General features: G+C 68.1%; 32 protein-coding genes. 17 read left to right on the forward strand and 15 right to left on the reverse strand.

The annotated features are described in order from the left end of the window. The first annotated feature begins 17 nt into the window (after positions 1-17). Both PotMrB4_RS16295 and PotMrB4_RS16300 read left to right on the forward strand, forming a co-directional pair. Positions 18-338, forward strand: coding sequence for a hypothetical protein (locus tag PotMrB4_RS16295; protein WP_044399776.1), 321 nt, complete (start codon positions 18-20; stop codon positions 336-338). 48 nt (positions 339-386) lie between these two features. Next, complete coding sequence (locus PotMrB4_RS16300) at positions 387-944, forward strand: Smr/MutS family protein (RefSeq protein WP_107330268.1); 558 nt, start codon at positions 387-389, stop codon at positions 942-944. A gap of 39 nt (positions 945-983) precedes the next feature. Here the strand turns inward: PotMrB4_RS16300 and PotMrB4_RS16305 are convergent, their stop codons facing one another. Next, the gene (locus tag PotMrB4_RS16305) at positions 984-2,300 is read right to left on the reverse strand and encodes a methyl-accepting chemotaxis protein (protein WP_172433923.1); all 1,317 of its coding nucleotides are present in this window, start codon (positions 2,298-2,300) and stop codon (positions 984-986) included. A 342-nt stretch (positions 2,301-2,642) separates the two neighbouring features. Here PotMrB4_RS16305 and folE point away from each other — a divergent pair, with 342 nt between their 5' ends. After that, positions 2,643-3,203, forward strand: a complete 561-nt coding sequence (gene folE, locus PotMrB4_RS16310) for a GTP cyclohydrolase I FolE (RefSeq protein ID WP_172433924.1) — start codon at positions 2,643-2,645, stop codon at positions 3,201-3,203. A gap of 66 nt (positions 3,204-3,269) precedes the next feature. Here folE and PotMrB4_RS16315 read toward each other — a convergent pair whose 3' ends face one another. The 3 genes from PotMrB4_RS16315 to PotMrB4_RS16325 all read right to left on the reverse strand — a co-directional run bounded on the left by PotMrB4_RS16315 (position 3,270) and on the right by PotMrB4_RS16325 (position 5,482). Beyond that, positions 3,270-3,620, reverse strand: coding sequence for a GFA family protein (locus PotMrB4_RS16315; RefSeq protein ID WP_044399788.1), 351 nt, complete (start codon positions 3,618-3,620; stop codon positions 3,270-3,272). A gap of 81 nt (positions 3,621-3,701) precedes the next feature. Continuing rightward, complete coding sequence (locus tag PotMrB4_RS16320; RefSeq protein WP_172433925.1) at positions 3,702-4,301, reverse strand: glutathione S-transferase family protein; 600 nt, start codon at positions 4,299-4,301, stop codon at positions 3,702-3,704. Positions 4,302-4,315: 14 nt separating this feature from the next. Further along, positions 4,316-5,482: an aminotransferase-like domain-containing protein gene (locus PotMrB4_RS16325; protein WP_044399794.1), complete on the reverse strand. Its 1,167-nt coding sequence runs from the start codon at positions 5,480-5,482 to the stop codon at positions 4,316-4,318. 81 nt (positions 5,483-5,563) lie between these two features. Between PotMrB4_RS16325 and PotMrB4_RS16330 the strand changes: the two genes are divergently transcribed. Further along, on the forward strand, positions 5,564-6,019 hold the full coding sequence (locus PotMrB4_RS16330; RefSeq protein WP_044399797.1) for a MarR family winged helix-turn-helix transcriptional regulator: 456 nt from the start codon (positions 5,564-5,566) through the stop codon (positions 6,017-6,019). A 6-nt stretch (positions 6,020-6,025) separates the two neighbouring features. On the opposite strand, the gene PotMrB4_RS16335 is transcribed toward PotMrB4_RS16330, so the two are convergent. Beyond that, positions 6,026-6,655 (reverse strand): hypothetical protein, encoded by a 630-nt coding sequence (locus PotMrB4_RS16335; RefSeq protein ID WP_172433926.1) that lies wholly within the window; start codon positions 6,653-6,655, stop codon positions 6,026-6,028. A 148-nt stretch (positions 6,656-6,803) separates the two neighbouring features. On the opposite strand from PotMrB4_RS16335, the gene PotMrB4_RS16340 reads away from it, so the two are divergent. Next, the gene (locus PotMrB4_RS16340; RefSeq protein WP_172433927.1) at positions 6,804-7,415 is read left to right on the forward strand and encodes a LysE family translocator; all 612 of its coding nucleotides are present in this window, start codon (positions 6,804-6,806) and stop codon (positions 7,413-7,415) included. Continuing rightward, complete coding sequence (locus PotMrB4_RS16345) at positions 7,415-8,626, forward strand: benzoate/H(+) symporter BenE family transporter (protein WP_074973957.1); 1,212 nt, start codon at positions 7,415-7,417, stop codon at positions 8,624-8,626. The genes PotMrB4_RS16340 and PotMrB4_RS16345 overlap by 1 nt, the downstream gene beginning before the upstream one ends. A 59-nt stretch (positions 8,627-8,685) precedes the next feature. Here PotMrB4_RS16345 and PotMrB4_RS16350 read toward each other — a convergent pair whose 3' ends face one another. Further along, positions 8,686-9,447 (reverse strand): SDR family oxidoreductase, encoded by a 762-nt coding sequence (locus PotMrB4_RS16350; RefSeq protein WP_107330275.1) that lies wholly within the window; start codon positions 9,445-9,447, stop codon positions 8,686-8,688. 227 nt (positions 9,448-9,674) lie between these two features. On the opposite strand from PotMrB4_RS16350, the gene PotMrB4_RS16355 reads away from it, so the two are divergent. Beyond that, positions 9,675-10,679 (forward strand): NADP-dependent oxidoreductase, encoded by a 1,005-nt coding sequence (locus PotMrB4_RS16355; RefSeq protein WP_074973961.1) that lies wholly within the window; start codon positions 9,675-9,677, stop codon positions 10,677-10,679. A gap of 30 nt (positions 10,680-10,709) precedes the next feature. Here the strand turns inward: PotMrB4_RS16355 and PotMrB4_RS16360 are convergent, their stop codons facing one another. The 4 genes from PotMrB4_RS16360 to PotMrB4_RS28280 are packed head-to-tail and all read right to left on the reverse strand — an operon-like array spanning position 10,710 to position 13,476. Next, positions 10,710-11,927, reverse strand: a complete 1,218-nt coding sequence (locus PotMrB4_RS16360) for a winged helix-turn-helix domain-containing protein (RefSeq protein ID WP_172433928.1) — start codon at positions 11,925-11,927, stop codon at positions 10,710-10,712. Continuing rightward, complete coding sequence (locus tag PotMrB4_RS16365; RefSeq protein ID WP_197939528.1) at positions 11,924-12,349, reverse strand: DUF3291 domain-containing protein; 426 nt, start codon at positions 12,347-12,349, stop codon at positions 11,924-11,926. Before PotMrB4_RS16365 ends, PotMrB4_RS16360 begins: the two co-directional genes overlap by 4 nt. Positions 12,350-12,395: 46 nt before the next feature. Next, positions 12,396-13,268: a PhzF family phenazine biosynthesis protein gene (locus PotMrB4_RS16370; protein WP_172433930.1), complete on the reverse strand. Its 873-nt coding sequence runs from the start codon at positions 13,266-13,268 to the stop codon at positions 12,396-12,398. A 37-nt stretch (positions 13,269-13,305) separates the two neighbouring features. Further along, positions 13,306-13,476: a DUF1127 domain-containing protein gene (locus PotMrB4_RS28280; protein ID WP_232060859.1), complete on the reverse strand. Its 171-nt coding sequence runs from the start codon at positions 13,474-13,476 to the stop codon at positions 13,306-13,308. A 153-nt stretch (positions 13,477-13,629) separates the two neighbouring features. On the opposite strand from PotMrB4_RS28280, the gene PotMrB4_RS16380 reads away from it, so the two are divergent. Continuing rightward, positions 13,630-14,481 carry a LysR substrate-binding domain-containing protein gene (locus tag PotMrB4_RS16380; protein WP_044399821.1) on the forward strand — a complete coding sequence of 284 codons (852 nt, stop codon included), beginning with the start codon at positions 13,630-13,632 and terminating at the stop codon, positions 14,479-14,481. A 166-nt stretch (positions 14,482-14,647) separates the two neighbouring features. Here PotMrB4_RS16380 and PotMrB4_RS16385 read toward each other — a convergent pair whose 3' ends face one another. Beyond that, complete coding sequence (locus tag PotMrB4_RS16385; protein WP_373870855.1) at positions 14,648-15,400, reverse strand: sulfite exporter TauE/SafE family protein; 753 nt, start codon at positions 15,398-15,400, stop codon at positions 14,648-14,650. 102 nt (positions 15,401-15,502) lie between these two features. Between PotMrB4_RS16385 and PotMrB4_RS16390 the strand changes: the two genes are divergently transcribed. After that, positions 15,503-16,459 carry a LysR family transcriptional regulator gene (locus PotMrB4_RS16390; RefSeq protein ID WP_172433931.1) on the forward strand — a complete coding sequence of 319 codons (957 nt, stop codon included), beginning with the start codon at positions 15,503-15,505 and terminating at the stop codon, positions 16,457-16,459. Between the two features lies 1 nt (position 16,460). Here PotMrB4_RS16390 and PotMrB4_RS16395 read toward each other — a convergent pair whose 3' ends face one another. Continuing rightward, a complete protein-coding gene (locus tag PotMrB4_RS16395; RefSeq protein ID WP_044399828.1) occupies positions 16,461-16,973 on the reverse strand; it encodes an RDD family protein in 513 nt (170 codons plus the stop codon). A gap of 134 nt (positions 16,974-17,107) precedes the next feature. Here PotMrB4_RS16395 and PotMrB4_RS16400 point away from each other — a divergent pair, with 134 nt between their 5' ends. Next, positions 17,108-17,560, forward strand: a complete 453-nt coding sequence (locus PotMrB4_RS16400; protein ID WP_044399831.1) for a MarR family winged helix-turn-helix transcriptional regulator — start codon at positions 17,108-17,110, stop codon at positions 17,558-17,560. 64 nt (positions 17,561-17,624) lie between these two features. On the opposite strand, the gene efp is transcribed toward PotMrB4_RS16400, so the two are convergent. Together efp and earP are read right to left on the reverse strand one after the other, a co-directional pair. Next, the gene (gene efp / locus PotMrB4_RS16405; protein WP_044399835.1) at positions 17,625-18,191 is read right to left on the reverse strand and encodes an elongation factor P; all 567 of its coding nucleotides are present in this window, start codon (positions 18,189-18,191) and stop codon (positions 17,625-17,627) included. Positions 18,192-18,234: 43 nt separating this feature from the next. Continuing rightward, the gene (gene earP / locus PotMrB4_RS16410; protein ID WP_232060720.1) at positions 18,235-19,362 is read right to left on the reverse strand and encodes an elongation factor P maturation arginine rhamnosyltransferase EarP; all 1,128 of its coding nucleotides are present in this window, start codon (positions 19,360-19,362) and stop codon (positions 18,235-18,237) included. A gap of 118 nt (positions 19,363-19,480) precedes the next feature. Here earP and PotMrB4_RS16415 point away from each other — a divergent pair, with 118 nt between their 5' ends. The 6 genes from PotMrB4_RS16415 to PotMrB4_RS16440 all read left to right on the forward strand — a co-directional run bounded on the left by PotMrB4_RS16415 (position 19,481) and on the right by PotMrB4_RS16440 (position 23,958). Then, positions 19,481-20,038, forward strand: a complete 558-nt coding sequence (locus PotMrB4_RS16415) for a hypothetical protein (RefSeq protein ID WP_172433933.1) — start codon at positions 19,481-19,483, stop codon at positions 20,036-20,038. Between the two features lie 88 nt (positions 20,039-20,126). Then, on the forward strand, positions 20,127-20,693 hold the full coding sequence (locus tag PotMrB4_RS16420) for a sigma-70 family RNA polymerase sigma factor (protein WP_172433934.1): 567 nt from the start codon (positions 20,127-20,129) through the stop codon (positions 20,691-20,693). Further along, a complete protein-coding gene (locus tag PotMrB4_RS16425; protein WP_172433935.1) occupies positions 20,690-20,989 on the forward strand; it encodes a hypothetical protein in 300 nt (99 codons plus the stop codon). Before PotMrB4_RS16420 ends, PotMrB4_RS16425 begins: the two co-directional genes overlap by 4 nt. Next, a complete protein-coding gene (locus PotMrB4_RS16430; protein WP_172433936.1) occupies positions 20,986-21,423 on the forward strand; it encodes a periplasmic heavy metal sensor in 438 nt (145 codons plus the stop codon). The genes PotMrB4_RS16425 and PotMrB4_RS16430 overlap by 4 nt, the downstream gene beginning before the upstream one ends. Before the next feature lie 78 nt (positions 21,424-21,501). Continuing rightward, on the forward strand, positions 21,502-22,275 hold the full coding sequence (locus PotMrB4_RS16435) for a substrate-binding periplasmic protein (protein ID WP_172433937.1): 774 nt from the start codon (positions 21,502-21,504) through the stop codon (positions 22,273-22,275). A 69-nt stretch (positions 22,276-22,344) separates the two neighbouring features. Next, positions 22,345-23,958, forward strand: coding sequence for an FMN-binding glutamate synthase family protein (locus tag PotMrB4_RS16440; protein WP_172433938.1), 1,614 nt, complete (start codon positions 22,345-22,347; stop codon positions 23,956-23,958). Between the two features lie 7 nt (positions 23,959-23,965). On the opposite strand, the gene PotMrB4_RS16445 is transcribed toward PotMrB4_RS16440, so the two are convergent. Next, the gene (locus PotMrB4_RS16445; RefSeq protein WP_172433939.1) at positions 23,966-24,865 is read right to left on the reverse strand and encodes a hydrogen peroxide-inducible genes activator; all 900 of its coding nucleotides are present in this window, start codon (positions 24,863-24,865) and stop codon (positions 23,966-23,968) included. Between the two features lie 253 nt (positions 24,866-25,118). Here PotMrB4_RS16445 and katB point away from each other — a divergent pair, with 253 nt between their 5' ends. Beyond that, a complete protein-coding gene (katB, locus tag PotMrB4_RS16450) occupies positions 25,119-26,597 on the forward strand; it encodes a catalase KatB (protein ID WP_394354040.1) in 1,479 nt (492 codons plus the stop codon). The last annotated feature ends 10 nt before the right edge of the window (positions 26,598-26,607 follow it).

The following is a 26,607-nucleotide window of genomic DNA, read 5'->3' on the forward strand; positions in this document are numbered from 1 at the left end:
AAGACGAGGAAGACCGGATGAGACAACCCGATGGATTCGACGCCCGCCGCCTTCGCCCCCATGCGCCCCGGCACCTGGGGTGGCGGCTGCTGGCCGGCTGTGCGGCACTGATCGCCACCCTGGGCATCCTCCTGGCGATGGCCGGCTCGGCCACCCTGCTCGGCCGTCCGCCGGCACTGGGCCCGCTCAACGACAGCACCGGCGCCGCGCTGACCCTGCTGGTCAGCGGCCTGTTGCTGCTGGCCTTCGGCGTTGGGCTCTGGCGCCATGCACGGAGGCGCTTCCGCAGGCGCAGCAACCTGGACCTGTCGCCCCGGTTGATGAAGAAACGCCACTGACGTCGCCCCGCCTCGCGGGTAAACTGGGCAGCCGCTGTGGAGGCCCTCATGCAAGACGACGATTTTTCCCTGTTCAGCCAGCAGATGCGTGGCGTCAAACGCATCCAGCACGACCGCGCGGATGTCGGCAAACCGCGTGCCGACCGCCAGCAGGTCGTCAGCCGCCGGCAGAACGCCACCCAGGCGGGCACCAGCACCAAGGTGGACGGCCTGTCCGACCTCTTCGTGATCGATGTGGGTGCCGAGGATGAACTGAACTGGGCCCGCGACGGCGTCCAGGAAGGCCAGATGCGCAAGCTCAAGCAGGGCCAGATCGCCTTCGAGGGCAGCCTCGACCTGCACGGCATGACCGTGGAAAAGGCCCGCGAGACGCTCTGGGACTTCCTCGCCGAGGCTACCAAGCTGGAAATCCGCTGCGTGCGCATCACCCATGGCAAGGCCGCACGCCTGGATGGCAAGCGCCCGCTGATCAAGAGCCACGTCAACACCTGGCTGCGCCAGCATCCCCAGGTGCTCGGCTTCACCTCCTGCCTGCCGCGCCACGGCGGCACCGGCGCCCTCTACGTGATGCTGCGACGCACCATGCTCGAAGGCCGCGACGAGTAACCGTGACCAGGGCCGCCCGGCACCGGGCGGCCCCTTGGTTCAACGTTCCAGCGTGGAACTGAACTGGCGGATGGCTTCCACCACCCGCTGGGCACCTTCCTGGATCTCCAGGATCGCCTGGCCTGCCTGGCTGGCCAGTTGCACCCCCTGCTCCACCTTCTCGCGGCTGCTTTCCATGCTCTGCACCGCCTCCTGGGACAGCTCATGGTTGCGCCGTACCACGTCGACGATCTCCACCGTCGCCTGGGCCGTGCGCGCCGCCAGGTTGCGCACCTCCTCTGCCACCACGGCGAACCCGCGCCCCTGTTCGCCGGCCCGTGCCGCCTCGATGGCGGCGTTCAGCGCCAGCAGGTTGGTCTGGTCGGCGATGCCGCGGATGGTCTGGACGATGCTGCTGATCTGGTCGGATTGCTGGCTCACGGCCGAAATGCCGCTGGCCGCCCGGTTCAATTCGCCAGCGATGCCCTGCACCACGTCCACCGTGCGCTGGACCACTTCAGCACCCCGCTGCGCACCACCGTCGGTCTGCAGGGATATCTCGTAGGCCAGTTGCGCCGCTTCGGACTCGGCCTGCTGGTGCAGTACCTGCTCGGTCACGTCCGAGGCCAGCTTCACCACCTTGTAGAGGGTGCCATTGGCGTCGAACACCGGGTTGTAGGTGGCACGCAGCCAGACCACATCCCCGCGCTTGTTGACCCGCTTGAAGCGGCCGGAGAAGAACTCACCGCGGTTCAGGCGCTCCCAGAACTGCGCGTACTCGGGCGAAGCGCCATCCTCGCGGGTACACAGCTGCCGGTGATGGCGCCCACGGATCTCGTCCAGGCGATACCCCATCAGGCTGAGGAAATTCTCGTTGGCGGTGAGCACCTCGCCCTTGAGGTTGAACTCGATCACCGCCATGGAACGGTCGATGGCGCTGATCAGGCTTTCCTGCTGTTGTTCACGCACCACCTGGGCGGTGATATCGGTGGCCAGCTTGAGCACCCCGACCACCCGCCCGGCCGTGTCACGCACCGGGTTGTAGCTGGCCTCGAGCCACAGCTCGCGCCCTTGCTTGTCACGTCGACGGAAGCGGTCGCGGATGAACTCGCCCGTCGCCAGGCGCTCCCAGAAGCGGCGGTACTCGGCGCTATTGGCATAGGCCGGATCACAGAACATCCGGTGGTGCCGTCCCTGCACCTCCTCCAGGCGGTAACCGACCGCGGAGAGGAAGTTCTCGTTGGCGGACACGATGGTGCCATCCGGCAGGAACTCGATGACCGCCATGGAGCGATCGACGGCGCTACGGCGCGCCAGAGCCTGCGCGAGCTGGGCTTGGCACTCGGCCAGCTCGCGCTTGAGGGATGACTGGAACATTAGGCAGGACCTCGAAGACGGCATGAGGATAAGAAGGACGACACAGGTATCGGCAGCCTAGGGATTGGCTGAAGCGATGGGCAATCGAAGCTTGCTATCGCCACGATAGCCGACTGCCATCAGACGGCGGGACGGCCAAAGAAGTTCGGCAAGCACGGGCAGGCGCAGTACAATCGCCGCCGAACGAAACGCGACCATGTGCCGGGTGGCCGTGCGGAAGCCGCCGTCAGAGCGTCCCGCCCCCACCGCGTGCGATGCAGCCGTAAGGGCTGCCCCGGCCAACGACCGGGCCCGATGGGCATGCCAATGGTCCGCCTACATCCACTCGATTCTGGAAGCACCATGGACTCTAGTCCCGACAAACTGGCAAGCCACTACACCGCGATCCTCGGCCAACTGGGCGAGGACGTGAACCGCGAAGGCCTGCTGGACACCCCCAAGCGCGCTGCCAAGGCCATGCAGTACCTCTGCCGCGGCTACGAGCAGACCCTGGACGAGGTGATCAACGGCGCCCTGTTCACCTCCGACAACAGCGAGATGGTGCTGGTCAAGGACATCGAGCTGTACTCCCTGTGCGAGCACCACCTGCTGCCCTTCATCGGCAAGGCCCACGTGGCCTACCTGCCCAACGGCAAGGTGCTGGGCCTGTCCAAGGTGGCGCGCATCGTCGACATGTTCGCCCGCCGCCTGCAGATCCAGGAGAACCTGAGCCGGCAGATCGCCGAAGCGGTGGAGCAGGTCACCGGCGCCCTGGGCGTGGCCGTGGTGATCGAGGCCCAGCACATGTGCATGATGATGCGCGGCGTGGAGAAGCAGAACTCCTCGATGATCACATCGGTGATGCTCGGCGAATTCCGCAACAACTCCGCGACCCGCAGCGAGTTCCTCAACCTGATCCGCTGAGGGATCGCCCACGAAAAAACCGGCCCAGGGCCGGTTTTTTTATTTGGCGCCCCGGAAGACGACCCGCTAGAAGCTGCGCCCATCCACCTTGCGCACCTGCAGCGCATCCGGATCGACGCCCTCCAGGCAGCGCACGTTCACCGCTGCCATGGCGTTGCCCTGGGGATCGGAAGCCTCGCCGAACGGCGCGCAACCGCAGGTGCCGCAGAAGTGATGGGCGATCTGCATGCGATTGAAGCGATAGGTGGACAGGTCGGCCTCGGGCGTCTCCAGCACCAGCTGGGCGCGCGGGACGAACCACAGCAGGTAGCCACGCTTGCTGCACAGCGAGCAGTTGCAGGCCATCACCTCGGTGATTGGGCTGCCCTCGACCTCGAACGCGATACGGCCGCAATGGCAGCCTCCCCGGTATTTCATCTGCACGCCTCCAGGCCCGGAATGGACCCGGAGGACGTTAGACCAGGGCTGCCGTGCGCGCCATGGCGGCGACGTGCCGCCTCAGCCGATGCTGACGTGACGCGGATGAGCCGCCACCCGTGCCATCCAGGCCTGGATGGCGGGGAAGCCGGAGAGGTCGAAGCCGCCCTCTTCCGCCACGTGGGTGTAGGCGTACAGGGCGATGTCCGCGATCGAATAGGCATCCCCCACCAGGTACGGCGTGCGGGAGAGCTGCTGCTCCATCACCCGCAGGGCCTTGTAGCCGCGCACCAGGCACACTTGGTACTCCTCGGCGCGCTCGGCCGGCATGCCCTGGTAACGCTTGATGAAGCGCGCCACCGCCACATAGGGCTCATGGCTGTACTGCTCGAAGAACTGCCACTGCAACACCTGGGTGCGCAGGCGCGGCTCGGTGGGCAGCAGGTCGCTGCCCTCGGCCAGGAAGTTGAGGATGGCGTTGGACTCCCACAGGGTGGTGACGTCCTCCAGCTCCAGGACCGGGATCTTGCCGTTGGGGTTGAGCGCCAGGAAGGCCTCGCTCTGGGTCTCGCCCTTGAGGATGTCCACCGGCACCCACTGATAGGGCTGCCCGAGCAGCTCGAGGATCAGCTTGACCTTGTAGCAGTTGCCGGAAATCACATCACCGTAAACCTTGTACATCGCCTGCTCCTCGATCAGACGGCCTGGGCGGCCTGGGCTTCCCGTACCACGCTGGCCAGACGGCGCAGCCCCTCGCCCAGGCGCTCCGGCGCCACATGGCTGAAGTTCAGGCGCAGGTAGCCGGGGTGGTTGTCCGGATCGATGAAGAACGGCTCGCCCGGCATGAAGGCAACGTTCTGGTCCAGCGCCGGCTTCAGCAGGGTGCGGGTATCCAGCGGCTGCTTGAGGGCCAGCCAGAAGAACAGCCCGCCCTGGGGCACTTCCCAGGTGGCCAGGTCGCCGAAGTGTTCTTCCAGCGCCGCCTGCATGGCATCGCGGCGCACGCGGTAGAAGTCACGCAGCTCGGCCAGGTGGCCCCGGTACTGCTCGCTGCCGAGCCACTGCAGGGCCTGCCACTGGCCGATGCGGTTGGTGTGCAGGTCGGCGGATTGCTTCAGGCGCAGCAGGTAGGGGAACAGGTCCGGACTGGCGATCAGGAAGCCCACGCGCAGGCCCGGCAGCAGGGTCTTGGAGACGGTGCCGGTGTAGATCCAGCTGGCCTTCTTCAAGCGGCTCACGATGGGGGTGGCGCTGCCGCCGTCGAACACCAGTTCGCGGTACGGCTCGTCCTCGATCAGGGTCACGCCGAACTCGTCCAGCAGCGCCGCCACGGCGTCGCGCTTGGCCTCGCTGTAGCGCACCGCCGAGGGGTTCTGGAAGGTCGGGATCAGGTAGGCGAAGGCCGGCTTGTGCTGCTCCAGGCGCTGGCGCAGGGAGGCCAGCTCGGGGCCGTCGGCCTCCTGGGCCACGGCGATGCAGTCGGCACCGAACAGCTGGAACGCCTGCAGCGCGGCCAGGTAGGTCGGCGCCTCCAGCAGCACCTCGGTGCCCGGGTCGATGAACAGCTTGGACGCCAGGTCCAGGGTCTGCTGGGAACCGCTGACGATCAGCACCTGGCTGGCATCGCAGGGCACACCCAGGGCGCGCGCCTCGGCAGCCACCGCCTCACGCAGGGCCGGCTCGCCCTCGCTCATGCCGTACTGACCCATGCTCGCCGGCATGTCCGCCCACTCCACCTTCGGCAGCATCGGCTCGGCCGGCAGGCCACCGGCGAAGGACATCACCTCCGGGCGCTGCGCCGCAGCGAGGATTTCACGGATCAGGGAGCTTTTCAGGCGGGCGATGCGTTCGGAGAAGGCCATGGATGTCACCGGGTGCGAAGGCGTGAGAATTGAGTCAAACTGCTTGACCGAAACTACGATGCCCGGGATGGATACGTCAATATGCTTGACCTGAAAAACCCCGCCGTCCAGCACGCCGCCATGGAAGCCTTCTTCTTCGGCTACCAGGCCTTCACCAGCAAGCCCGACGAAATGCTCGCCCGTCGCGGGCTGTCGCGGGTGCACCACCGCATCCTGTTCTTCATAGCGAAGTACCCGGGGCTGAGTGTGAAGGAAATGCTCGGCTACCTCGGCGTGAGCAAGCAGGCGCTGAACACGCCGCTGCGCCAGTTGATGGAGATGGACCTGGTGCAGAGCAGCACCGCCGACGACGACAAGCGCAAGCGCCAGCTGGGGCTGACGGCAGAAGGCTCGAAATTGGAGAAGAGCCTGCGTCGGGAGCAGGCCCGCCTGCTGGAGCGGGCCTTCGGCGAGGCCGGGGCCGATGCGGTGGAAGGCTGGCTGAAGGTCAACCAGACCCTGGGCGGCGCCCGCCAGGACGAGCCGGAAGGCACCTGAGGCGCCTCAGCGCCCGCCCTCCAGCTCCCGCGCCCCCCGGAAGAACACTAGCGCCGTGGCCACCACCGACACCAACGCCGGCAGCGAACTTAACGCCGCCAGCAGCAGCGAAACCAGCATCACACCCGTCACCAGGATGGCACCGGCCACGACCCGGAAAGACGCATAGGTGTCCGGCACCTTCACCAGGCGCACGCCGAGCCAGATACACCCCGCCCCGCACAGAACCAGACCGGAGCCGTACAGGGCCATCTCCCACCCCAGGCTCCCCAGCTGGTCGCCCACCGTCATCAGCATCACCTGCAGCAGCACACTGGTGACCACCACGACCCAGGTGGGCCAGGTCAGGCCGGTGGCAGCAAAACGCGCCTCGGCGAAGACCTTGAAGCGCAGGGAGACATAGCTGCCCAGCAGCACCAGGGAAAGGCCCGACCAATCGGTGTAGGCCACCGGCAGCTCGATCCCGAACCAGCCGATCGACACCACACCCAGCAACAGCACCAGGTTGCCCAGGAAGCCGACCAGGGACAGCCAGCCCAACAGCCTGAGCTGGCCAGCGCTCCATTCCGGCAACGGGCGCGGCGCCTCCGGCTGGAGCAGTTCGACCTGAGGGGGTGCGTAGGGGTTTTCGTCCATGACGGGGCTCCTGATTCAACTGACCGGCACAGTAACGGTGCACACGGGAGACGTCACGCGACTGTATCGCTTTTTGCGCACATCGCTGTACGGGGCGCGGCGAAGCGCCACGCCGTAGGCTTTCTCCCTCCAAGAAGAGAGACCTGCCATGAGCCTGGAACTGTTGCTCGCCTTTGCGCTGTTTGCCCTCGTCACCTCCATCACCCCCGGCCCCAACAACATGATGCTGCTCGCCTCAGGAGTGAACTTCGGCATCCGCCGCAGCCTGCCGCACATGCTCGGCATCAGCATCGGCTTCATGGTGATGGTCGCCGCGGTGGGCCTGGGACTGCACCAGGTCTTCGAGCAGGTTCCCCTGCTGTACAGCCTGCTGCGCTATGGCGGCGCGGCCTACCTGGTCTACCTGGCCTGGAAGATCGCCGGCTCCGGTGCCCCCGACGACACCAAGGGCGGGGCGCGCCCCTTCACCTTCCTCCAGGCGGCGGCCTTCCAGTGGGTCAACCCCAAGGCCTGGGTGATGGCGATCGGCGCCATCACCACCTACACCCCGCAGGAGAACTTCGTCACCAACGCCCTGCTGATCGCCGCCCTGTTCGCGCTGATCAACTGCCCCAGCGTCGGCCTCTGGACCGTTGCCGGCAGCCTGCTGCGCCACTGGCTGTCCTCGCCACGAGTGCTACGCGCGTTCAATATCGGCATGGCCATCCTGCTGGTGGCCTCGCTCTACCCCATCCTCGTCGACTTCAAGGGAACGCTCTGATGACCCGTGCCTCCGACACCGGCACCGCCCTGCCCCGCCTGCGCCCGCTGGCCGACTCCTCGCCTTCGGCGGTGGTGGCCGGTTTCATCGCCATGCTCACCGGCTACACCAGCTCCCTGGTGCTGATGTTCCAGGCCGGCCAGGCCGCCGGCCTCTCCAGCGGGCAGATCGCCTCGTGGATCTGGGCCCTGTCCATCGGCATGGCCATCTGCAGCATCGGCCTCTCGCTGCGCTACCGCACGCCGATCACCGTGGCCTGGTCCACCCCGGGCGCGGCACTGCTGATCACCAGCCTGCCCGGCGTGCCCTATTCCGACGCCATCGGCGCCTTCGTCGTCTGCGCCATCCTGCTGACTCTGGTGGGGCTCACCGGCGGCTTCGAGCGGCTGATGCGGCGCCTGCCGGGCTCCCTCGCCGCTGCGCTGCTGGCCGGCATCCTGTTCAAGATCGGCAGCGAGATCTTCATCGCCGCCCAGCACCGCACCGCCCTGGTCCTGGCGATGTTCTTCAGCTACCTGCTGTTCAAGCGCCTGCAGCCGCGCTATGCGGTGCTCGCCGCGCTGCTGGTGGGCTGCGTCACCGCCGGTGCCCTGGGCCTGCTGGACTTCAGCGGCTTCCACTTCCACCTGGCGCAACCGGTGTGGACCACCCCGACCTTCTCCTTCACCGCCATCATCAGCATCGGCCTGCCGCTGTTCATCGTGGCGATGGCCTCGCAGAACATCCCCGGCATCGCCGTGCTGCGCGCCGACGGCTACCAGGTGCCGGCCTCGCCCCTGGTCTCGGCCACCGGCTTCGCCTCGCTGTTGCTGGCGCCCTTCGGCTCCCACGGCATCAACCTGGCCGCCATCAGCGCCGCCATCTGCACCGGCCCCCATGCCCACGAGGACCGCAGCAAGCGCTACACCGCCGCCATGTGGTGCGGGGTCTTCTACGGCATCGCCGGCACCTTCGCCGCCACCTTGGCCGCCCTGTTCGCCGCCTTCCCCAAGGAGCTGGTGCTCTCGGTGGCGGCCCTGGCGCTGTTCGGCTCCATCAGCAACGGCCTCACCGTGGCCATGCAGGAGCCCAAGGAGCGCGAGGCCGCACTGGTGACCTTCATGGTCACCGCCTCCGGCATGACGCTGCTGTCCATCGGCTCGGCCTTCTGGGGCCTGGTGGCCGGCGTCCTGACCCTGCTGATCCTCAACGTCAGGACCGGGCGGGACTGACCTGCCCCGAAACGAAAAAGGCGCCCAAGGGCGCCTTTTTCGTGTGACCGCTCGTTGGCTCAGACCACCGTCGCGCCACCGTCCACCACCAGCGAATGCCCGGTGGTGAAGCCCGCCACGTCACTGCACAGGTAGAGCACCGCACCGGCGATCTCCTCCACCTTGCCGATACGGCCCACCGGGTGCATGGCGGCGGCGTACTCGCCCTTCTTCGGGTCCGCCTCGTAGGCACGGCGGAACATGTCGGTGTCGATCACCGCCGGGCATACCGCGTTCACCCGCACCTTCTTCTTCGCGTACTCCACGGCGGCCGACTTGGTCAGGCCGATGACCGCATGCTTGGAGGCGGCGTAGATGCTCATCTTCGGTGCCGCGCCAATGCCCGCCACCGAAGCGGTGTTGACGATGGCGCCGCCGCCCTGGGCCAGCATCTGCGGGATCTGGTGCTTCATGCACAGCCACACGCCCTTGACGTTGACGCCCATGATCGCGTCGAACTCGTCCTCGTTGCCGTCGGCCAGCTTGCCCTTCTCGATCTCGATGCCGGCGTTGTTGAACGCGTAGTCGAGGCGACCGTAGGCCGCGACGGTTCCCTCCACCAGCGCTTTCACCTCGGCATCCCGGGTCACGTCGCAGCGAATGAAGGTGGCCTCGCCACCCGCCTCGCGGATCAGCTGCACGGTGGTCTCGCCGCCGGCCACGTCCACGTCGGACACCACCACCTTGATGCCTTCAGCGGCAAAGGCCTGTGCAGTAGCGCGGCCGATGCCATTGCCGGCGCCGGTGACCAGAGCGACCTGGCCGGAGAATCTCGTGCTCATCGATGCAACCTCGGATGCTGTGGAAATCGCCCGGAGTCTAGCCAGTCGCACCGAGACGGCGTCAGCATCATCAGGCCGCTGGAGAGGGCAGCATCCAGACGGATGATTAAGGCCACCCCCGTGGATCATCCAGATTCATGCCGTGGCATTCCTCGCGACAACGAACCTTGCCCTGGCCGGCCTGCCCGACTAAACCGGTGGGTCTCACCCATTCGGAGTCCCCTGCCATGTCCCTGATCAACCGCCAGTTCCTGCTCGCCAAGCGCCCCGTGGGGCCCGCCACCCGCGACACGTTCAACTTCGTCGAGACGGCCGTTGGCGAACCCGGACCCGGCCAGGTGCTGGTGGAAAACCTCTACCTGTCCCTCGACCCGGCCATGCGTGGCTGGATGAACGACGCCAAGTCCTACATCCCCCCGGTGGGCATCGGCGAGGTGATGCGCGCCCTCGGTGTGGGCAAGGTGATCGCCTCCAACCACCCGGACTTCGCCGTGGGCGACCACGTCAACGGCGCCCTGGGTGTGCAGGACTACTTCCTCGGCGAGCCGCGCGGCTTCTACAAGGTCGACCCGAGCAAGGCGCCGCTGCCGCTGTACCTCTCCGCCCTGGGCATGACCGGCATGACCGCCTACTTCGCCCTGCTGGACGTCGGCGCGCCCAAGGCCGGCGAGACCGTGGTGCTCTCCGGGGCCGCCGGTGCGGTGGGCAGCGTGGCCGGGCAGATCGCCCGCATCAAGGGCTGCCGCGTGGTCGGCATTGCCGGTGGCGCCGACAAGTGCCGCTTCCTGGTGGACGAACTGGGCTTCGACGCGGCCATCGACTACAAGGCCGAGAACGTCGCCGAAGCACTCAAGCGCGAGTGCCCCAAGGGCGTGGACGTGTACTTCGACAACGTCGGCGGCGATATCCTCGACGCCGTGCTGACCCGCCTCGCCCCCAGGGCCCGCATCGTCATCTGCGGCGCCATCAGCCAGTACAACAACAAGGAAGCGGTCAAGGGCCCGGCCAACTACCTGTCGCTGCTGGTCAACCGCGCCCGCATGGAAGGCTTCGTGGTGATGGACCACGCGGCGAAGTTCGCCGACGCCGCCCGCGAAATGGGCGGCTGGATGGCCAGCGGCCAACTGAAGAGCAAGGAAGACGTGGTGGAAGGCCTGGAGACCTTCCCCGAGACCCTGTCCAAGCTGTTCGACGGCGGCAACTTCGGCAAGCTGGTGCTCAAGGTCCGCTGAGACCTGGCGGGGGTCGCTACGCGGCCCCCGCTATGCCTGCAACCAGCGCCCCAGGCCTTGCGAAACCGGCCTCACGCAGGCCAGGTCCACCCTATCCAGACCCAGCCAGCTCGCCATCTCCACCAGGCAGCGCCCCAGCTCGGCCAGCGCCGGTTCCGGCAGGCCGCCGGCCTCCTCATGCACCGCCAGCACCTTCAGGCTGCCGCCCTGCCGGTCAGCACGCAGGTCGACCCGCGCCACCAGGCGGTCCCCCAGCAGGAACGGCAGCACGTAGTAGCCATAGCGCCGGCGATCAGCCGGGGTGTAGAGCTCCAGCCGGTAGTGGAAGCCGAACAGCCGCTCGGTGCGGCTGCGTTCCCAGATCAGCGAATCGAAGGGCGACAGCAACGCCGCTGCGCGAACCCGCCGGGGGATGACCGGCTCACCGGCGCAATAAGCCGGCTGGGTCCAGCCGCGTACCTGGGTCGGCAGCAGTTCGCCGGCATCTACCAGCTCCGCCAGGGCCCGCCGGGCATCGGCCACTTCCAGGCGGAAGTAATCACGCAGGTCCTTCTCCGTCGCCACGCCCAGGGCGCGTGCGGCGTGCAGCAGCAGCGCGCGCATCGCCGCATCGGGCGTCGGCTCCGGGGTGTTCAGCCATTGCGCGGGAATCACCCGCTCCGGCAGGTCGTACAGGCGCTCGAAGCCGCGCCGGCCGGCCACCGTCACTTCGCCAGCGGCGAACAGCCATTCCAGCGCGTTCTTCTCGTCGCTCCAATCCCACCAGGGGCCGGCCCGCTCGGTGCGGGTGCTGAGTGCACCGGCTCCGCTTGCGCCGTCCGTGCGGATGGCTTGCAGCACCCGCTGGATCACGTCCTGCCGCTCGCGGCCGAAGCGCGCCAGCATGGCGTAGATGCCCTGCCCGGCGGCCGAGCGCGCCATGCGCCAGCGCATCAGCGGGTAGAAGGACAGCGGCAACAGCGACGCCTCGTGCCCCCAGTACTCGAAGAAGCGCCGCTGACGCCCGCCGCTCCAGGCCAGCGCATCCAGCGCCGAGGCGTCGTAGCCGCCCAGGCGGGAAAAGAACGGCAGGTAATGGGAACGCACCAGAGCATTCACCGAGTCGATCTGCACCACGCCCAGCCGCTCGGCCAGCGACGCCAGGTGCGGGGGCCGCACCGCGCCACGGGGCGCCCGAGTGAAGCCCTGGGCCGCGAGCACCAGGCGCCGTGCCTCGCTCGCGCTCAGCGCCAGCGTCGCTCCACTCATGCCACGGGGCTCGCGGCAGCCGGCGCAGGGTAGGCGTGACGGAAGGTGAAGGCCTCCGGCCCTGCGCCTTCCTCCTGCAGCCGGACCAGGCGCCGGGCGGCCTCGTGCACGTCCGGCAGGTGGCCCGCCGGCACCCACCAGAGCACCTGGTGGGCCTCACCGAGGCGGTCGAACCACTCACCCCGGCGCTTGAGCATCTCGGTGTGGGCGCCCTGGTAGGTGAAGGTCTTCAGCGAATCCAGGTCCCGCCAGAGCGAGAGGTTCACCACCACGTCATCGCCGAACGGACGCAGCGCGGTGGCATCGCCCGACTCGTCCTGCAGCCGCCAGAGGTAGCCGGGAGAAGCCTCCGCGAGGCCGTTGATGCGGGCCAGGTTGGCGACGAAATCCGCCATCACCGGCGAATCCAGCGGGGCTTTCATGCGGGCGATGTTCAGTTGTGCCAGGTGATGCGTCACGGGCGGGCCCTCACAGGTCCAGGGTCAGGGTCTGCATGACCTGGGCAGCGCCACCGGCCATCAGCCGCAGGATGGCGTCGCGCTCCAGGTCGAATTCAACGGTGATCAGGCTCGGCGACGGCGGCTGCATCAGGTGGCCCTGCTCGATGCGCAGCACCGGCTGCTTCAGCCCGACGCGGTCGTGCAGGTAGCAGGCCAGCGGCCCGGCCGCCATGCCGGTGGCCGACTCCTCGGCAATGCCGTAGCGCGGCGCGAACATCCGCGCCCCGGCGTGCCGGTCCGGCTGGCGGGTCTGCTGCGAGAAGGCGTAAACGCCCACCAGGTCCAGCGCTTCGCTGAGCAGCTCCAGGGCAGGCGTGTCGATGCGGATGCCGGCCACGTCGGCTTCGCTGCGCAGCGGCACGATCACGAAGCCCAGCCCGGTGCTCACCCGCTCCATCGGGAGGCCATCGACCAGCTGTGCCGGCACGAGGCCCAGGGCCTGCAGCAGCTGCGCCTGCTGGCCGTTATCCAGCAGTTGGTAACGCGGCGCGGCCTGCTCCATGAAGACCTGCTCGCGCTCCACGAACACCGAGCGCCGGCCGTCGATGGTCTCCTTCGCCGAAGCACCGGGAGCGACCCGCCCCAGCTCCCTCAGCAACGAGAAAGTGGCCACCGTGGCGTGGCCGCAATGGGCCACCTGGCGGTTGGGGGTGAAGAACTCCAGCTTGAACGGCGCCACCTCGGAGGCGGAGACGAAGGCCGTCTCGGACAGACCGACACGGGCCGCGATGGCCTGTTTCTGGGCGGTGCTGAGCGCGTCGGCGTCCAGCACCACGCCGGCCGGGTTGCCACCCGCCGCGACATCGGTGAAGGCGTTGACGATCCTGACTTCTACGTGCATGGGGCTTCCTTGTTCGGTGGTCGTGTGCGTTGGTGGGTTACCTGGCCAGGGGATCATCCCAGAAAGGCCGTTCGGATTCGCGCATGACATCGGCGCGGGACAGGCCCAGGTCCTTGAGCATCGCGTCGCTGGCCCGGGCCAGGTCGCGGCGCTGCTGGTACAGCTGGGCCCAGCGCTGGAGGCGAGCCAGCAGCGTGCGCCCCGTCATCGACAGGCGCGGTGAGTGCGGCAGTGGAATGGCGGCATGCAGGGTTGGACTTTTCATCGCGTGGCCCTCCTTGTGGGGTGGCGCCAGTTTCCGACCGCAGATAACATCAATCCAACGAATGTTTCTTATGCATCGCATCTTGAGAATTGATGAATGAGCTACCCCGCCATCGACACGGAACTGCTGCGTACCTTCGTCGCCATTGCCGACCACGGCGGCTTCACCCGCGCGGCGGAAGCCGTCAACCGCACCCAGTCAGCGGTGAGCATGCAGATGAAGCGGCTGGAGGAAGACGTGCTGGAGCGCACGGTGTTCGAGCGGGAGGGGCGCAATGTGCGGCTGACGGCCGAGGGGCAGATCCTGCTCAGCTATGCCCGGCGCATCCTCAAGCTGCATGGCGAGGTGATGACCACCCTGCGCGAGCCTCACATGGTCGGTGCCGTGCGCATCGGTACACCGGATGACTACGTGATGCGCTTCCTGCCCGGCATCCTCTCGCGTTTCGCCCAGGCCTACCCGCTGGTGCAGGTGGAGGTGCATTGCGACTCGTCCTCGCAGCTCATGCAGCGCCAGGACCTGGACCTGACCATCCTCACCCGCGCGCCGGGCACCGAGATCGGCGAGCTGTTGCGCCAGGAGCGCTTCGTCTGGGCCGAGGCCGTTGGCCACAGCCCCCACGAGCAGGCGCAGATGCCGCTGGCGATGTTCAACACCGACTGCTTCTGCCGGGCCTGGGCCTGCAACGCCCTGGACACCCTGGGCCGGGCCTACCGCGTGGCGTACACCAGCCCCAGCCTGTCGGCGATCATGGCCGTGGTCAGCGCCGGCCTGGCGGTCACGGCCCAGCTGCAGAGCCTGATCACCGCCGACATGCGCATCCTCGGCGAAGCGGAAGGCCTGCCCCTGCTGCCCAGCTGCAGCATCGTGCTGATGCGCAATCCACGCAGCACCTCGCCGGTGACCGATACGCTGGCCGAACACATCATCGAGGGGTTCCGCCTGTAGGGCACCTCTAAAAACTGCCTGCGTTGTCATCGCTGCGTTAAAAACAGGCTCGTGCGCGAGTCCGATCAAAATGCTCATTTACCGCGCGTAAACTGCGCTTTTTCGCCTGTTTTTGCCTTGCGCTGACTGCCTCGCCTACGTTTTTAGAGACGCCCTGTAGGCCCGATCACTTGATCGCCAGCAACACGGCACACACCAGCAGGAACACGCAGAACGCCGTGCGCAGCACCCGCTCGGGCAAAGCATGGGCCAGGCGCACGCCCCAGCTGATGCTGAGCAGGCCGCCCAGGGCCAGGGGCACGCCCATGGCCCAGTCGACGTGGTGATTGAGGCCGTAGGTGAGCAGGGTCACGGCGGTGCTCGGCGCCGCCAGGGTCAGCGACAGGCCCTGGGCTACCACCTGGGTGGTGCCGAACACGCTGGTCAGCACCGGCGTGGCGATCACCGCGCCGCCCACGCCGAACATCCCGCCCATGGCACCCGCCACGCCGCCCAGCACGCCGAGCCACGGCCAGGGGTGGCGCAGCTCGGCACTGGGCGTGGCCTTGGCCATGAACATGCGGGCGAAGTTGTAGGCCGTCAGGGCCAGCAGGAACACCACGAACGCCAGGCGCATGCTCTGGGCGTCCAGCTGCACCGCCACCAGCGAGGCCAGCCAGGCGAAACCGACGCTGGAGGCCGCCAGCAGCAGTGCGTGGCGTGGGTCGATGCGGTTGCGCTGGTGGTAGCGCCACAGCGCCAGCAGCACGTTGGGCACCACCATCACCAGCGCCGTGCCCTGGGCCAGTTGCTGGTCCAGGCCGAACAGCACCCCCAGCGCGGGGATGGCGATCAGCCCACCGCCGATGCCGAACACACCGCCCACCGTACCCAGGCAGGCCCCCAGCGCCACATACATCGCAATCGACAACAGATCCATGGAACCTCCCATCCGAATTGGCGCGCATGCTACGCAGCACTGGCTGGTGGGGAAACGCACAGCGGCGCACAATGGCTTTGCGCAATTCGCACAGGCAACCCCATGTACCCCGACGCCCTCACCGAACAGCTGGCGCTGTTCCTCGATGTACTCGACGCCGGCAGCTTCTCCGCCGCCTCGCGCCGCCACCCCCTGACGCCCTCGGCCGTAGCCCGCCGCATCGACGGGCTGGAGAAGGCCCTGGGCAGCACCCTGTTCATCCGCAGCACCCACGCGGTGCGCGCCACGCCCGCCGGCATGGCCTTTGCCGAACGGGCAAAGCGCATCCTCGCCGAGCTGCGCCTGGCACGGGCCGAGGCCGTGTCCCTGAGCAGCGCCCCGGAAGGCCTGATCCGCATCGACGCCCCCGCCCCGTTCGGCCGCCGCCACCTGGCCCCGGCCATCGCCGAGTTCCTGGTCACCTACCCCGGGCTGGACGTGCAGCTGCGCCTGATCGACAGCTTCGTCGACATGCACGGCACCCACCTGGGCGAGGTCGACCTGATATTGCGCATCGGCCCACTGGCCGACACCCGGCTGGTGGCCACCCCGCTGGCGCCCATGGTGCGCATCCTCTGCGCCAGCCCGGAGTACCTGAAGCGGCGCGGCGTGCCCCGCAGCGTTCGTGAACTGGAAGAGCACGAAGGCCTCGACTGGGACGCCCTGGCACCGCCCTACGCCTGGCGCTTCGAGCTGGACGGCCGGTTGCAGATCGTACGCCCCAAGCGCATGCGGATGACCGCCAACAATGCCGAGACCCTGCTGTTCGCCGCCGTGGCCGGGCTCGGCGTGGCCCACCTGCCCACCTGGCTGATCAGCGACTACCTGGTGCGCGGCGAACTGGTGCCGCTGTTCTGCGACGACGGCCTGCCGCCGCCGGAGCCCAGCGGCATCTACGCGTTACGGCTGGAAGGGGAAGCCAGCTCGCGGAGCCGGCTGTTGCTGGAGTTCCTCAAAGACCGTTTCGGCCCGGAGCCACCCTGGGACCAGGCCCTGCGGGGCGGCCTCGGTCGCGGCTGACTCAGGCCGGCAACTGGACCACGCGGGTGCCGGCGGTCAGGTCATGCAGGCAGCGGCGGTCGCCGCGGAAGATGAACAGGTAGTTCACCAGCAGCACCAACCCACCCAGCAGCGGGATGTAGGCCACCAGCCCCCAGAGCAGGTAGCGCTTGAGGTACATCGGGATCCACTCCGGCTTGTGGCCGTCCTGGTCGACGATGGCGATCTTCAGCAGGCGCTTGCCCACGGTCTGGCCGTAGCGGCTGAGGAACACCCCGTTGACCGCGAGGAAGGCGACGATCCCCAGCACGGCGCCCACCGCCTGCTGCCCGAAGCCGGGCTGCACGCCCGAGGTGATGCCGTCATAGATCCCGAAGACGAAGCCCAGGGGCAGGCAGACGAGGATCAGGATGAGGCTGTCGATGATCGCAGCGCCCAGGCGGGTGCCACGGGGCGCCAGCGGCAGCCCACCGACGGTTTCCTGGGTGAGCGGAGCCTGGGGCGCCTGGTAGGGGTTGTTCTGCGGGTCGGTCATCTCGCACTCCTTGGCGAACGTGGGAAAGCGCCAAGTGTGGCTGCTTCCAGCCGGGCTGCAAACCGCCTGCACGCTGTTTTGCCCGCGAAAGGCTTGTGCGCTAAATTGCGCACTTGTCCAACCCGGAGGTGGCCATGAGCGAACCCATCGAGCCCTGCGAAGCCCTCAAGCTGGATAACCAGCTGTGTTTCGCCCTGTATTCCACCTCGCTGCTGATGACCAAGGTCTACAAGCCTCTGCTGCAGGAGCTGGGCCTCACCTACCCGCAGTACCTGGCCATGCTGGTGCTCTGGGAAGGCGATGGCATCACCGTCGGCGAAATCAGCGCCCGCCTGCTCACCGACCCCGGCTCCCTCACCCCGCTGCTCAAGCGCCTGGAGGCCGAAGGCCTGATCACCCGCACCCGCAGCAGCGCCGACGAGCGCGTGGTCGAACTGCGCCTGACCGACAAGGGCCGCGCCCTGCACCGGGAGGCCCAGCGCATCCCCGGCTGCATCCTCGCTGCCAGCGAAATGACCCTGGGCGACCTTGGCACATTGAAGGAGGAGCTCGTCGCCCTGCGCCAGAACCTGCAGAAGGCGCTCTGAGCGAAACGGCAGAAACGAAAAAGCCCGGCAAATGCCGGGCTTTTCTGTCACACGCGGTTCAGGCTCAGGCCTTGACGCGGGACTTGTACTCGCCGGTGCGGGTATCGATCTCGATGGAGTCACCGATTTCGCAGAAGGCGGAAACCTGCAGCTCAGCACCGTTGTGCAGGCGGGCAGTCTTCATCACCTTGCCGGAGGTGTCGCCACGGACGGACGGCTCGGTGTAGGCGATCTGGCGAACGATGGTGGTCGGCAGTTCAACGGAGATCACGCGATCGTTGTAGAAAACGGCTTCGCAAACGTCGGTCATGCCGTCTTCGATGAAGGTCATGACGCCTTCCAGGTCGGCTTTCTCGATCTCGTACTGGTTGAACTCGGTGTCCATGAACACGTACAGCGGGTCGGCGAAGTAGGAGTAGGTCACTTCCTTGCGTTCAAGGATGATCGGCTCCAGCTTGTCGTCGGCCTTGAACACGGTCTCGGTACCGGCGCCGGTCAGCAGGTTCTTCAGCTTCATCTTGACGACGGCGCTGTTACGGCCGGACTTGTTGAATTCGGCCTTTTGGATGACCCAGGGAGCGCCATTGATGTTGGCGACTTGGCCGGCGCGGAACTCTTGAGCGGTTTTCATACGAATATCCGATTTGGATGGGTGACTAAAAACAGGCCGCGTATCATATCCAATTTGTATAAAAATGCACCATCCCCGCGGCCAGGTCCTGCCGCGATCCCTGCAGACCGCACCAGCGCTGGGCCCAGACCTGCAGCTCCGCCTCGTGGCGAACCAGCGCACGCCACGCCCCGCCCATGTCGCCTCCCCGGTTCCAGGCCAGCCAGGCACCACGCAACGCCTGCGCCGCCTCGCTCGACAGCCCCTCGCCATACAGCGCCAGGAAGGCTTCCAGCTTCTCCAGGTGGGCGTCCTCCGCCTGCTGGTAGATGTGCCACAGCAGCGGACGCCCCGCCCACTGCGCCCGCACGAAGGAGTCCTCGCCGCGCACGGCGTTGAAGTCGCAGCACCACAGCAGGCGGTCATAGTCGTCCTGGGGCACGAAGGGCAGCACCACCAGCGACAGGTTGCCGCGCTGCAGCCGATCCCCCGCCACCAGCCCGTCCTGCCCCGCCCAGGCCGCCAGGTCACCGAGGATGCGCCCCTCCGGCACCAGCAGGCAGGTCGGCCGGGCGTCCTCGGCCAGTGCCTGCAGCCAGCTCGCCAGCGCCGGGTTCTCGTAGGCGAACAGCGAGACCAGCCGCGCACCGGCTTCGCGCACCACGCCCAGGGAAGCCAGGAAGGCGTCTTGTGCCACCCGGTCCGCCTGCCAGGCCTCGCGCCGCGCCAGCAGGTCGGCCTCGCGCAGCAGGCCGCCGGTGTCGGCACGGAACCCGGGGAAGAAGAAGAACTTGTTCAGCCCATTGGCCTGCAACGACGGCAGCCCGTGGCAGCCACCGACCCAGTCCTCGGCGCTCAGGTACTCCAGGTTCAACCACAGCGGCGGACGCTCACGGGCCTGCATCGCCGCCACGTAGGCCGCCGGCAACTCGCAGGCGAAGGCCTCGATCACCCCATCGGCCGGGGCCACGTCAGGCCACTCCCGGTACCAGCGGCGCACCTCTACCCCGGCACAGACCTGCCGGTCTGCCTGGGGATCAGCCGCCGGGTGCAGGCGCTGGAAGGCGGCCGGCTCGTCCACCCACAGGCGCACCGCCAGCCCGTGCTCGGCCACCAGCTGCCGGGCCAGGCGCCAGGTCACGCCGATGTCGCCGTAGTTGTCCACCACGCTGCAGAAGATGTCCCAGTTCACCGCACCACCCCAGCCTTGAAGAGGCGCGCAGTTTACTCCGGGGCCCACGCAAAAAAACGCAGGGGGCGTGCCCGGGCCGGCGTAACACCGGCAACCCCACCCTGAAACGAGGTTCAGCATGCACCCGTCTCCCCGCTCAGCCCTGCTTCCCCTGCTCTGCCTGGCCGTCGTCCTGGCCGGCGGTGTCGATGCCGGCGAGCGCCAGCGCGCCGGTGGCTTCAGCACCGGCCGAGGCCACAGCGGCACCTGGCAGACCCAGCGCAGCGGCACCCTGGCCGACGGCCTGACCCGCCAGCGCAGCGTCACCGGCGAGAACGGCCGCACCGCCAGCACCAGCAGCACCACCCGCTACGACGCCACCAGCGGCCAGCTCAGCCGCACCACCACGGCGGCCGACGGGCGTTCACGCAGCATCGAGGCCACCCGGCAGGACGGCCAGACCAGCGGGACCTGGAGCAACGCCGCCGGCAACAGCGGCACCTTCACCCAGCAGACCCGCCGCGCCGACGACGGCAGCCTCAGCCACCAGGTGCAGGTCACCGGTGCCAACGGCGAGACGGCAGAGCGCTCCACCCGCTACAGTCTCGACCGCGACAGCGGCACCCTGAGCCGCAGCGTCACCGGCCCGCAGGGCAACACCCGCACCGGCAGCGTCACCCTCACCCCCAACCCCTGAAAGGTACCCGGCATGTCCCCGCATTTCCGCTCCACGCGGGCCGAAGCGCCCGGCAGCCCCTGCTCCTGAGGCCAGGCGAACGCAACGGATGCCACTCGACGACGAACAACTCATGGCCCAGGTGGCCGAGGGTGACGAGCGGGCCTTCTCGACGCTGGTGCAGCGGCACCTGCCGCGCGCCTATGCCATTGCCCGGCGCGTACTGCCGGAACAGGCCGACGCCGAGGACGCCGCCCAGGAAGCCTTCACCCGCGTGTGGACCCACGCCTGCGATTGGCAACCCGGACGGGCACGCTTCACCACCTGGTTCCACAGCATCCTGGTGCACCAGTGCCTGGACCAGCTGCGGCGACGCAAGCGCCGTCCGGAGACCGACATCGACACCCTGCTGGATGAACTGCTCGACCCCGACACCCCGGCCGAACAGCAGCTGCAACAGGCCCGCGAGGCCGCCGAACTGCACCGGGTGGTCCAGCGCCTGCCGGACCGGCAACGCATGGCCGTGGTGCTCTGCTACTTCGAGGCGCACAGCAACCCCCAGGCGGCGGCCGCCATGGGCCTGCATGTGAAAGCGCTGGAAGGCCTGCTCGGCCGTGCCCGCGCCCAGCTCCGGCGCTGGCTGCCCAGCCGCCGCAACGAGGAGGAATCCCCATGAACCAAGACCCGGACCTGCGCCACCTGGCCGACCAGCCCGCGCCCCGCCCGGCGCCCGACCTGGCCGCGCGCATCGTCGCCCACGCCACCGCCCAGCCCCAGCGACTGCCCTGGCACCTGCGCCTGCGTCGCGCCCTGGCGCACTGGCAACCCGGCTGGCAGGCGAGCCTCGCCAGCCTCGTGCTGTGCGGCCTGCTGGGCCTGCTCGGCGGCCACCTGGCCAGCCCACCGGCCGACGATGACCTGGCCCTCGCGGCCCAGGCCGTGGACCAACTGCTGTGGACGAACGAACCATGAAACGAACCGGACTCCTTGCCACGGCCCTGCTGCTTTCCCTGGCGGCCAACGCCTTCCTGGTCGGCTGGCTGATCGCCCGCCCGGCCACGCCGGCCCTCGCCTTCGGCCTGCAGAGCCAGCCCATGCGCCAGCTCATGGCCCGCGTGGAGGCCCTGCCCGACGCCCAGCGCAGCGAAGTCAGCGCCATCATCAGCACCCATGCGCCGGAGCTGCGCCGACTGGCCAGCGCCAACCGCGACAACCGCCGGCAACTGCTGAAGCAGCTGGCCGCCGATCCCCTGGACCGCAGCGCCATCGAAAACGGCTTCGCCCGCCAGCGCCAGGCCACCGGCGAACTGCAGGCCGCCGCCCAGGCCATGCTGCTGGAGATCGCCGAACGGCTGCCTGCCGAGCAGCGCCACCAGCTGCTGGAGCGACCGCTGCTGGCCCGCTAGGCCGGCTGGCAGACCCGTACGGCCTGTGCTTGGCTGAACGAGCGCCCGCCCGGGGCGTATCCAGCCGAGGAAGCTTCGATGCGCCGTTCGCGGGTCCTGCTGTCCCTCTTCTGCGCCCTGCTGGCCGGCCCTGTACAGGCTGACGGCCAGATCCGCATCGCCATCGGCGAATGGCCACCCCTGATCAGCGCCGGCCAGCCCGGCTACGGGGTGATCCCCACCCTCATCAGCGAGGCGTTCGCCACCCAGGGCATCCGCGTCGACTATGGGTTCTTCCCCTGGAAGCGCGCCTTCGAGGAGGTCCGCCGGGGCCACTGGCAGGCCTCCGCCGTCTGGGGGCACAGCCCCGAGCGCGACACCTGCTGCAGCTACTCGCAACGGGTCTACAGCGATGAAGTGGTGCTGTTCTACAACCAGGCCCACCCGGTGGACTGGAACGGCAGCGCCGAACAGATCGAGCGCCTGCGCGGCCTCACCATTGGCCTGCCGCTCGGCTCGGCGAAGACGCCGGTGCTGGAAACCGCCGAGCGCCGTGGCCTGCTGCGCTACGAGGTGAGCGGGGACGAGTTGCAGAACCTGCGCAAGCTCGCCGCCGGACGCATTGATGCCGTGGACATGGTCAAGGGCACCGGCCGCTGGCTCATCAGCACCCGCCTGACGCCCGAGGAAGGCGCACGGCTGGCCACCACGCCGGTCCTGCAACGCTGGGACTACTTCCTCCTGTTCGGCCCGGCACCGGGCGTCGCCGAACTGAGGGCCGCGTTCGACCGGGGCCTGGCGCAACTGCGCGAAAACGGCCGCGAGGCCGCCCTGTGGCGGCAATTCGACGCCCGATCCCGTCCGCTTCCCTGAGCCGCTTCGGACCCGGCGCCGCTGCGTTCCGCTAAGCTGTGCCGCGCACTCTCCCCACAAGGAACCCGCATGAACCTGTCGCTTCTCAGCCGCTATGCGTTCTTCGCCTTCTGCGTGCTCTTCACCCTGGTCACCCTGCCCTTCATCCACCACGAGTGGCTCTGGCCGCTGACCCTGCTCACCGCCCTGCTCAGCCTGCTGGGCATCGTCGACCTGCTGCAGGACCGCCACGCCGTACGGCGCAACTACCCGATCCTGGGCAACATCCGCTACCTGGTGGAGGGCATCCGCCCGGAAATCCGCCAGTACCTGCTGGAGGGCGATGGCGAACAGCTGCCTTTCTCCCGCGCCCAGCGCTCGCTGGTCTACGCCCGCGCCAAGAACGAGGGCGCCGACAAGCCCTTCGGCACGCTGATCGACGTGTACCAGCCCGGCTTCGAGTTCATCGGCCACTCCATGCGCCCGGCGCCGCTGAGCGACCCGTCCAGCTTCCGCGTGGTGATCGGCGGCCCGCAGTGCAAGCACCCCTACTCCGCCTCGGTGTTCAACATCTCCGCCATGAGCTTCGGCTCCCTCAGTGCCAACGCCATCCGCGCGCTGAACCAGGGTGCCCGGCGCGGCAACTTCTACCACGACACCGGCGAGGGCAGCATCAGCCCCTACCACCGCGAACACGGCGGCGACCTGGTGTGGGAACTGGGCAGCGGCTATTTCGGCTGCCGCACCGCCACCGGCCAGTTCGACCCGGAGCGCTTCGCCGCCCAGGCCGCCAGTCCGCAGGTGCGGATGATCGAGATCAAGCTCAGCCAGGGCGCCAAGCCCGGCCACGGCGGCATCCTGCCCAAGCACAAGGTCACCGAGGAAATCGCCCTCACCCGCGGCGTGCCCATGGGCGAGGACTGCATCTCCCCGTCCCGCCACAGCGCCTTCTCCACCCCCATCGAGATGCTGCAGTTCATCGAGCGCCTGCGTGAGCTTTCCGGGGGCAAGCCGGTGGGCTTCAAGCTGTGCATCGGCCACCCCTGGGAGTTCATGGGCATCGCCAAGGCCATGCTGGAGACCGGCATCCTGCCGGACTTCATCGTCGTCGACGGCACCGAAGGCGGCACCGGCGCGGCGCCCCTGGAATTCACCGACCACATCGGCGTGCCGCTGCGCGAAGGGCTGCTGTTCGTGCACAACGTGCTGGTGGGGCTGAACCTGCGGGACAAGATCCGCCTGGGCGCCAGCGGCAAGATCGTCAGCGCCTTCGACATCGCCAGCGTGCTGGCCATCGGCGCCGACTGGGCCAACTCCGCACGGGGCTTCATGTTCGCCATCGGCTGCATCCAGAGCCAGAGCTGCCACACCAACAAATGCCCCACCGGCGTGGCCACCCAGGACCCGCTGCGCCAGCGCGCCCTGGTGGTGCCGGACAAGGCCGAGCGGGTGTTCAACTTCCACCGCAACACCCTCAAGGCTCTGGCCGAGATGCTCGCCGCCGCCGGCCTGGAGCACCCCTCCCAGCTCGAACCGCGCCACCTGGTGCGGCGCGTGTCCGACCGGGAGATCCGCCTGTTCTCCCAGCTCCACGTCTTCCTCAAGCCGGGCGACCTGCTGCGGGACGACCTCGAAGCCGACTTCTACGCCCACATGTGGGCCATGGCCCGCGCCGACAGCTTCGAGGCGGCCTGCGGCTGGTGAGCCCGGCCTAGGTCGGGCGCACCGAACAAAGCCTGACCGAGTCGGCCAGCACATCGATGGCGCGCGGGCGAGAAAAGCTCGCGCGCCAGGCGATGGCCACCTGGCGGAACGGCGCCGGCGGGGCGAAGGGGCGGATCGCCAGGTTGCCCGTGGCATGGCCATCCAGCGCCGAATGCGGCAACACCGAAACCCCCAGCCCGGACGCCACCATGTGGCGGATGGTCTCCAGGGAGCTGGCCTCCAGGTGCGTGGCGCGGCCACCCGCCTCGCGCTGGGCCGGGGGGCAAGTCTCCAGCACCCGGTCACGGAAGCAGTGCCCTTCCCCCAGCAGCAACAGCGGCTCGTCGCGCAGGTGGCGGGCGTCCACCCTGGGCGTGTCGGCCAGCGGGTGGTCGGCCGGCATCGCCACGTACAGGGCTTCGTCGTAGAGCACCTTGGTCAGCACGTCCGGCTCGCTGAAGGGCATGGCGACGATCAGCGCATCCAGCTCGCCTGCACGCAGGCGGTCACGCAGCACGTGGGTGAAATTCTCCTCGATGTACAGCGGCATCTGCGGCGCCACGGTGTGCAGCTGGGGCACCAGGTGCGGGAACAGGTACGGGCCGATGGTGTAGATGGCGCCGATACGCAGCGGCGACCCCAACTGGTTGCGGCCGACGTGGGCCAGCTCCAGCACGCCATTGGCTTCCACCAGCACGCGTTGGGCACGCTCGACGATGCTGTGGCCGATGGGGGTGAGCTGCACCGCGCCCCGGGCGCGCTCGAACAGGGCGACCCCCAGGTCGTCCTCCAGCCGCTTGATGCCCACCGAGAGGGTGGACTGGCTGACGTGGCAGCGCTCGGCGGCGCGGCCGAAGTGTTGCGTATCGGCCAAGGCCACGGCGTAACGCAGTTCGGTCAAGGTCATAGGCTTCCCGGCTCGACGATGCCCCAGGGCATCGCGGTATGGCTCCAGTCAGTGAAGGCCGGGGTACTGTAGCGAGCGCGCGCGGGCTTCCCCGTTCATATTTCTTAATCGGGCGACTGCCCAAAATTCATTATTAACAGTGCCCTGATGTTCCTAAGGTCTGCCCGGCAGTAACCCGAACCAGAGACATCAGGAGACGAAAATGTCCATTCATAGCCGCAACGGCCTGGCCCTCGGCCTGGCATCGGCCTTCATGCTCAACCTCTCCACCGCGATGGCCGCCCCGCTGACCCGCGACAACGGCGCCCCCGTGGGTGACAACCAGAACTCGCAAACGGCCGGCCCCAACGGCTCCGTGCTGCTGCAGGACGTACAACTGATCCAGAAGCTGCAGCGTTTCGACCGCGAACGCATCCCCGAGCGCGTGGTGCATGCCCGGGGCACCGGCGCCCACGGTGAGTTCACCGCCACGGCGGACCTCGCCGACCTGACCGTCGCCAAGCTGTTCCGCAACGGCGAGCGCACCCCGGTGTTCGTGCGCTTCTCCTCGGTGGTGCACGGCAACCACTCGCCGGAAACCCTGCGTGACCCGCGCGGCTTCGCCACCAAGTTCTACACCGCCGACGGCAACTGGGACCTGGTGGGCAACAACTTCCCCACCTTCTTCATCCGCGACGCCATCAAGTTCCCGGACATGGTCCACGCCTTCAAGCCGGACCCGCGCACCAACCTGGACGATGACTCGCGCCGCTTCGACTTCTTCTCCCATCACCCCGAGGCCATCCGCACCCTGACCCTGCTCTACTCCAACGAGGGCACCCCGGCCGGCTACCGCTTCATGGACGGCAACGGCGTGCACGCCTACAAGCTGGTCAACGCCAAGGGCGAGGTCAGCTACGTGAAGTTCCACTGGAAGAGCCTGCAGGGCATCCGCAACCTCGACCCGAAGGAAGTGGAGGCCGTCCAGGGCAAGGACTACAGCCACATGACCAACGACCTGGTGAACGCCATTGCCAAGGGCGACTACCCGAAGTGGGACCTCTACGTGCAGGTGCTCAAGCCCGAGGACCTGGCGCGCTTCGAGTTCGACCCGCTGGACGCCACCAAGGTCTGGCCTGACGTGCCGGAGCGCAAGGTCGGCCAGATGGTGCTGAACCGCAACGTCGACAACTTCTTCCAGGAGACCGAGCAGGTGGCCATGGCACCGTCCAACCTGGTGCCCGGCATCGAGCCCTCCGAAGACCGCCTGCTGCAGGGCCGCGTGTTCGCCTACGCCGACACCCAGCTCTACCGCGTCGGCGCCAACGGCCTGTCGCTGCCGGTCAACCGCCCGAAGGTCCCGGTCAACAACGGCAACCAGGACGGCGCGATGAACGCCGGCCATAGCCTGAGCGGCGTGAACTACCAGCCGAGCCGCCTGGAGCCGCGTGAAGAGATGACCGCCGCCCGCTACGTGGAAACCCCGCTGCAAGGCACCACCCAGCAGCGCCGCATCCAGCGCGAGCAGAACTTCAAGCAGGCCGGTGACCTGTACCGCTCCTACAGCCGCAAGGAGAAGCAGGACCTGGTGAACAGCTTCGGCCAGTCCCTGGCCGGCACCGACAGCGAGAGCAAGCACATCATGCTGTCCTTCCTCTACAAGGCCGATGCCGACTACGGCACCCGCGTCACCCAGGTGGCCGGTGGCGACCTGGCCAAGGTGAAGGCCCTGGCCGCGAAACTCTCCGACTGACCCAACCGCC

It is taken from the genome of Metapseudomonas otitidis (assembly GCF_011397855.1).
Taxonomy (GTDB): domain Bacteria; phylum Pseudomonadota; class Gammaproteobacteria; order Pseudomonadales; family Pseudomonadaceae; genus Metapseudomonas; species Metapseudomonas otitidis.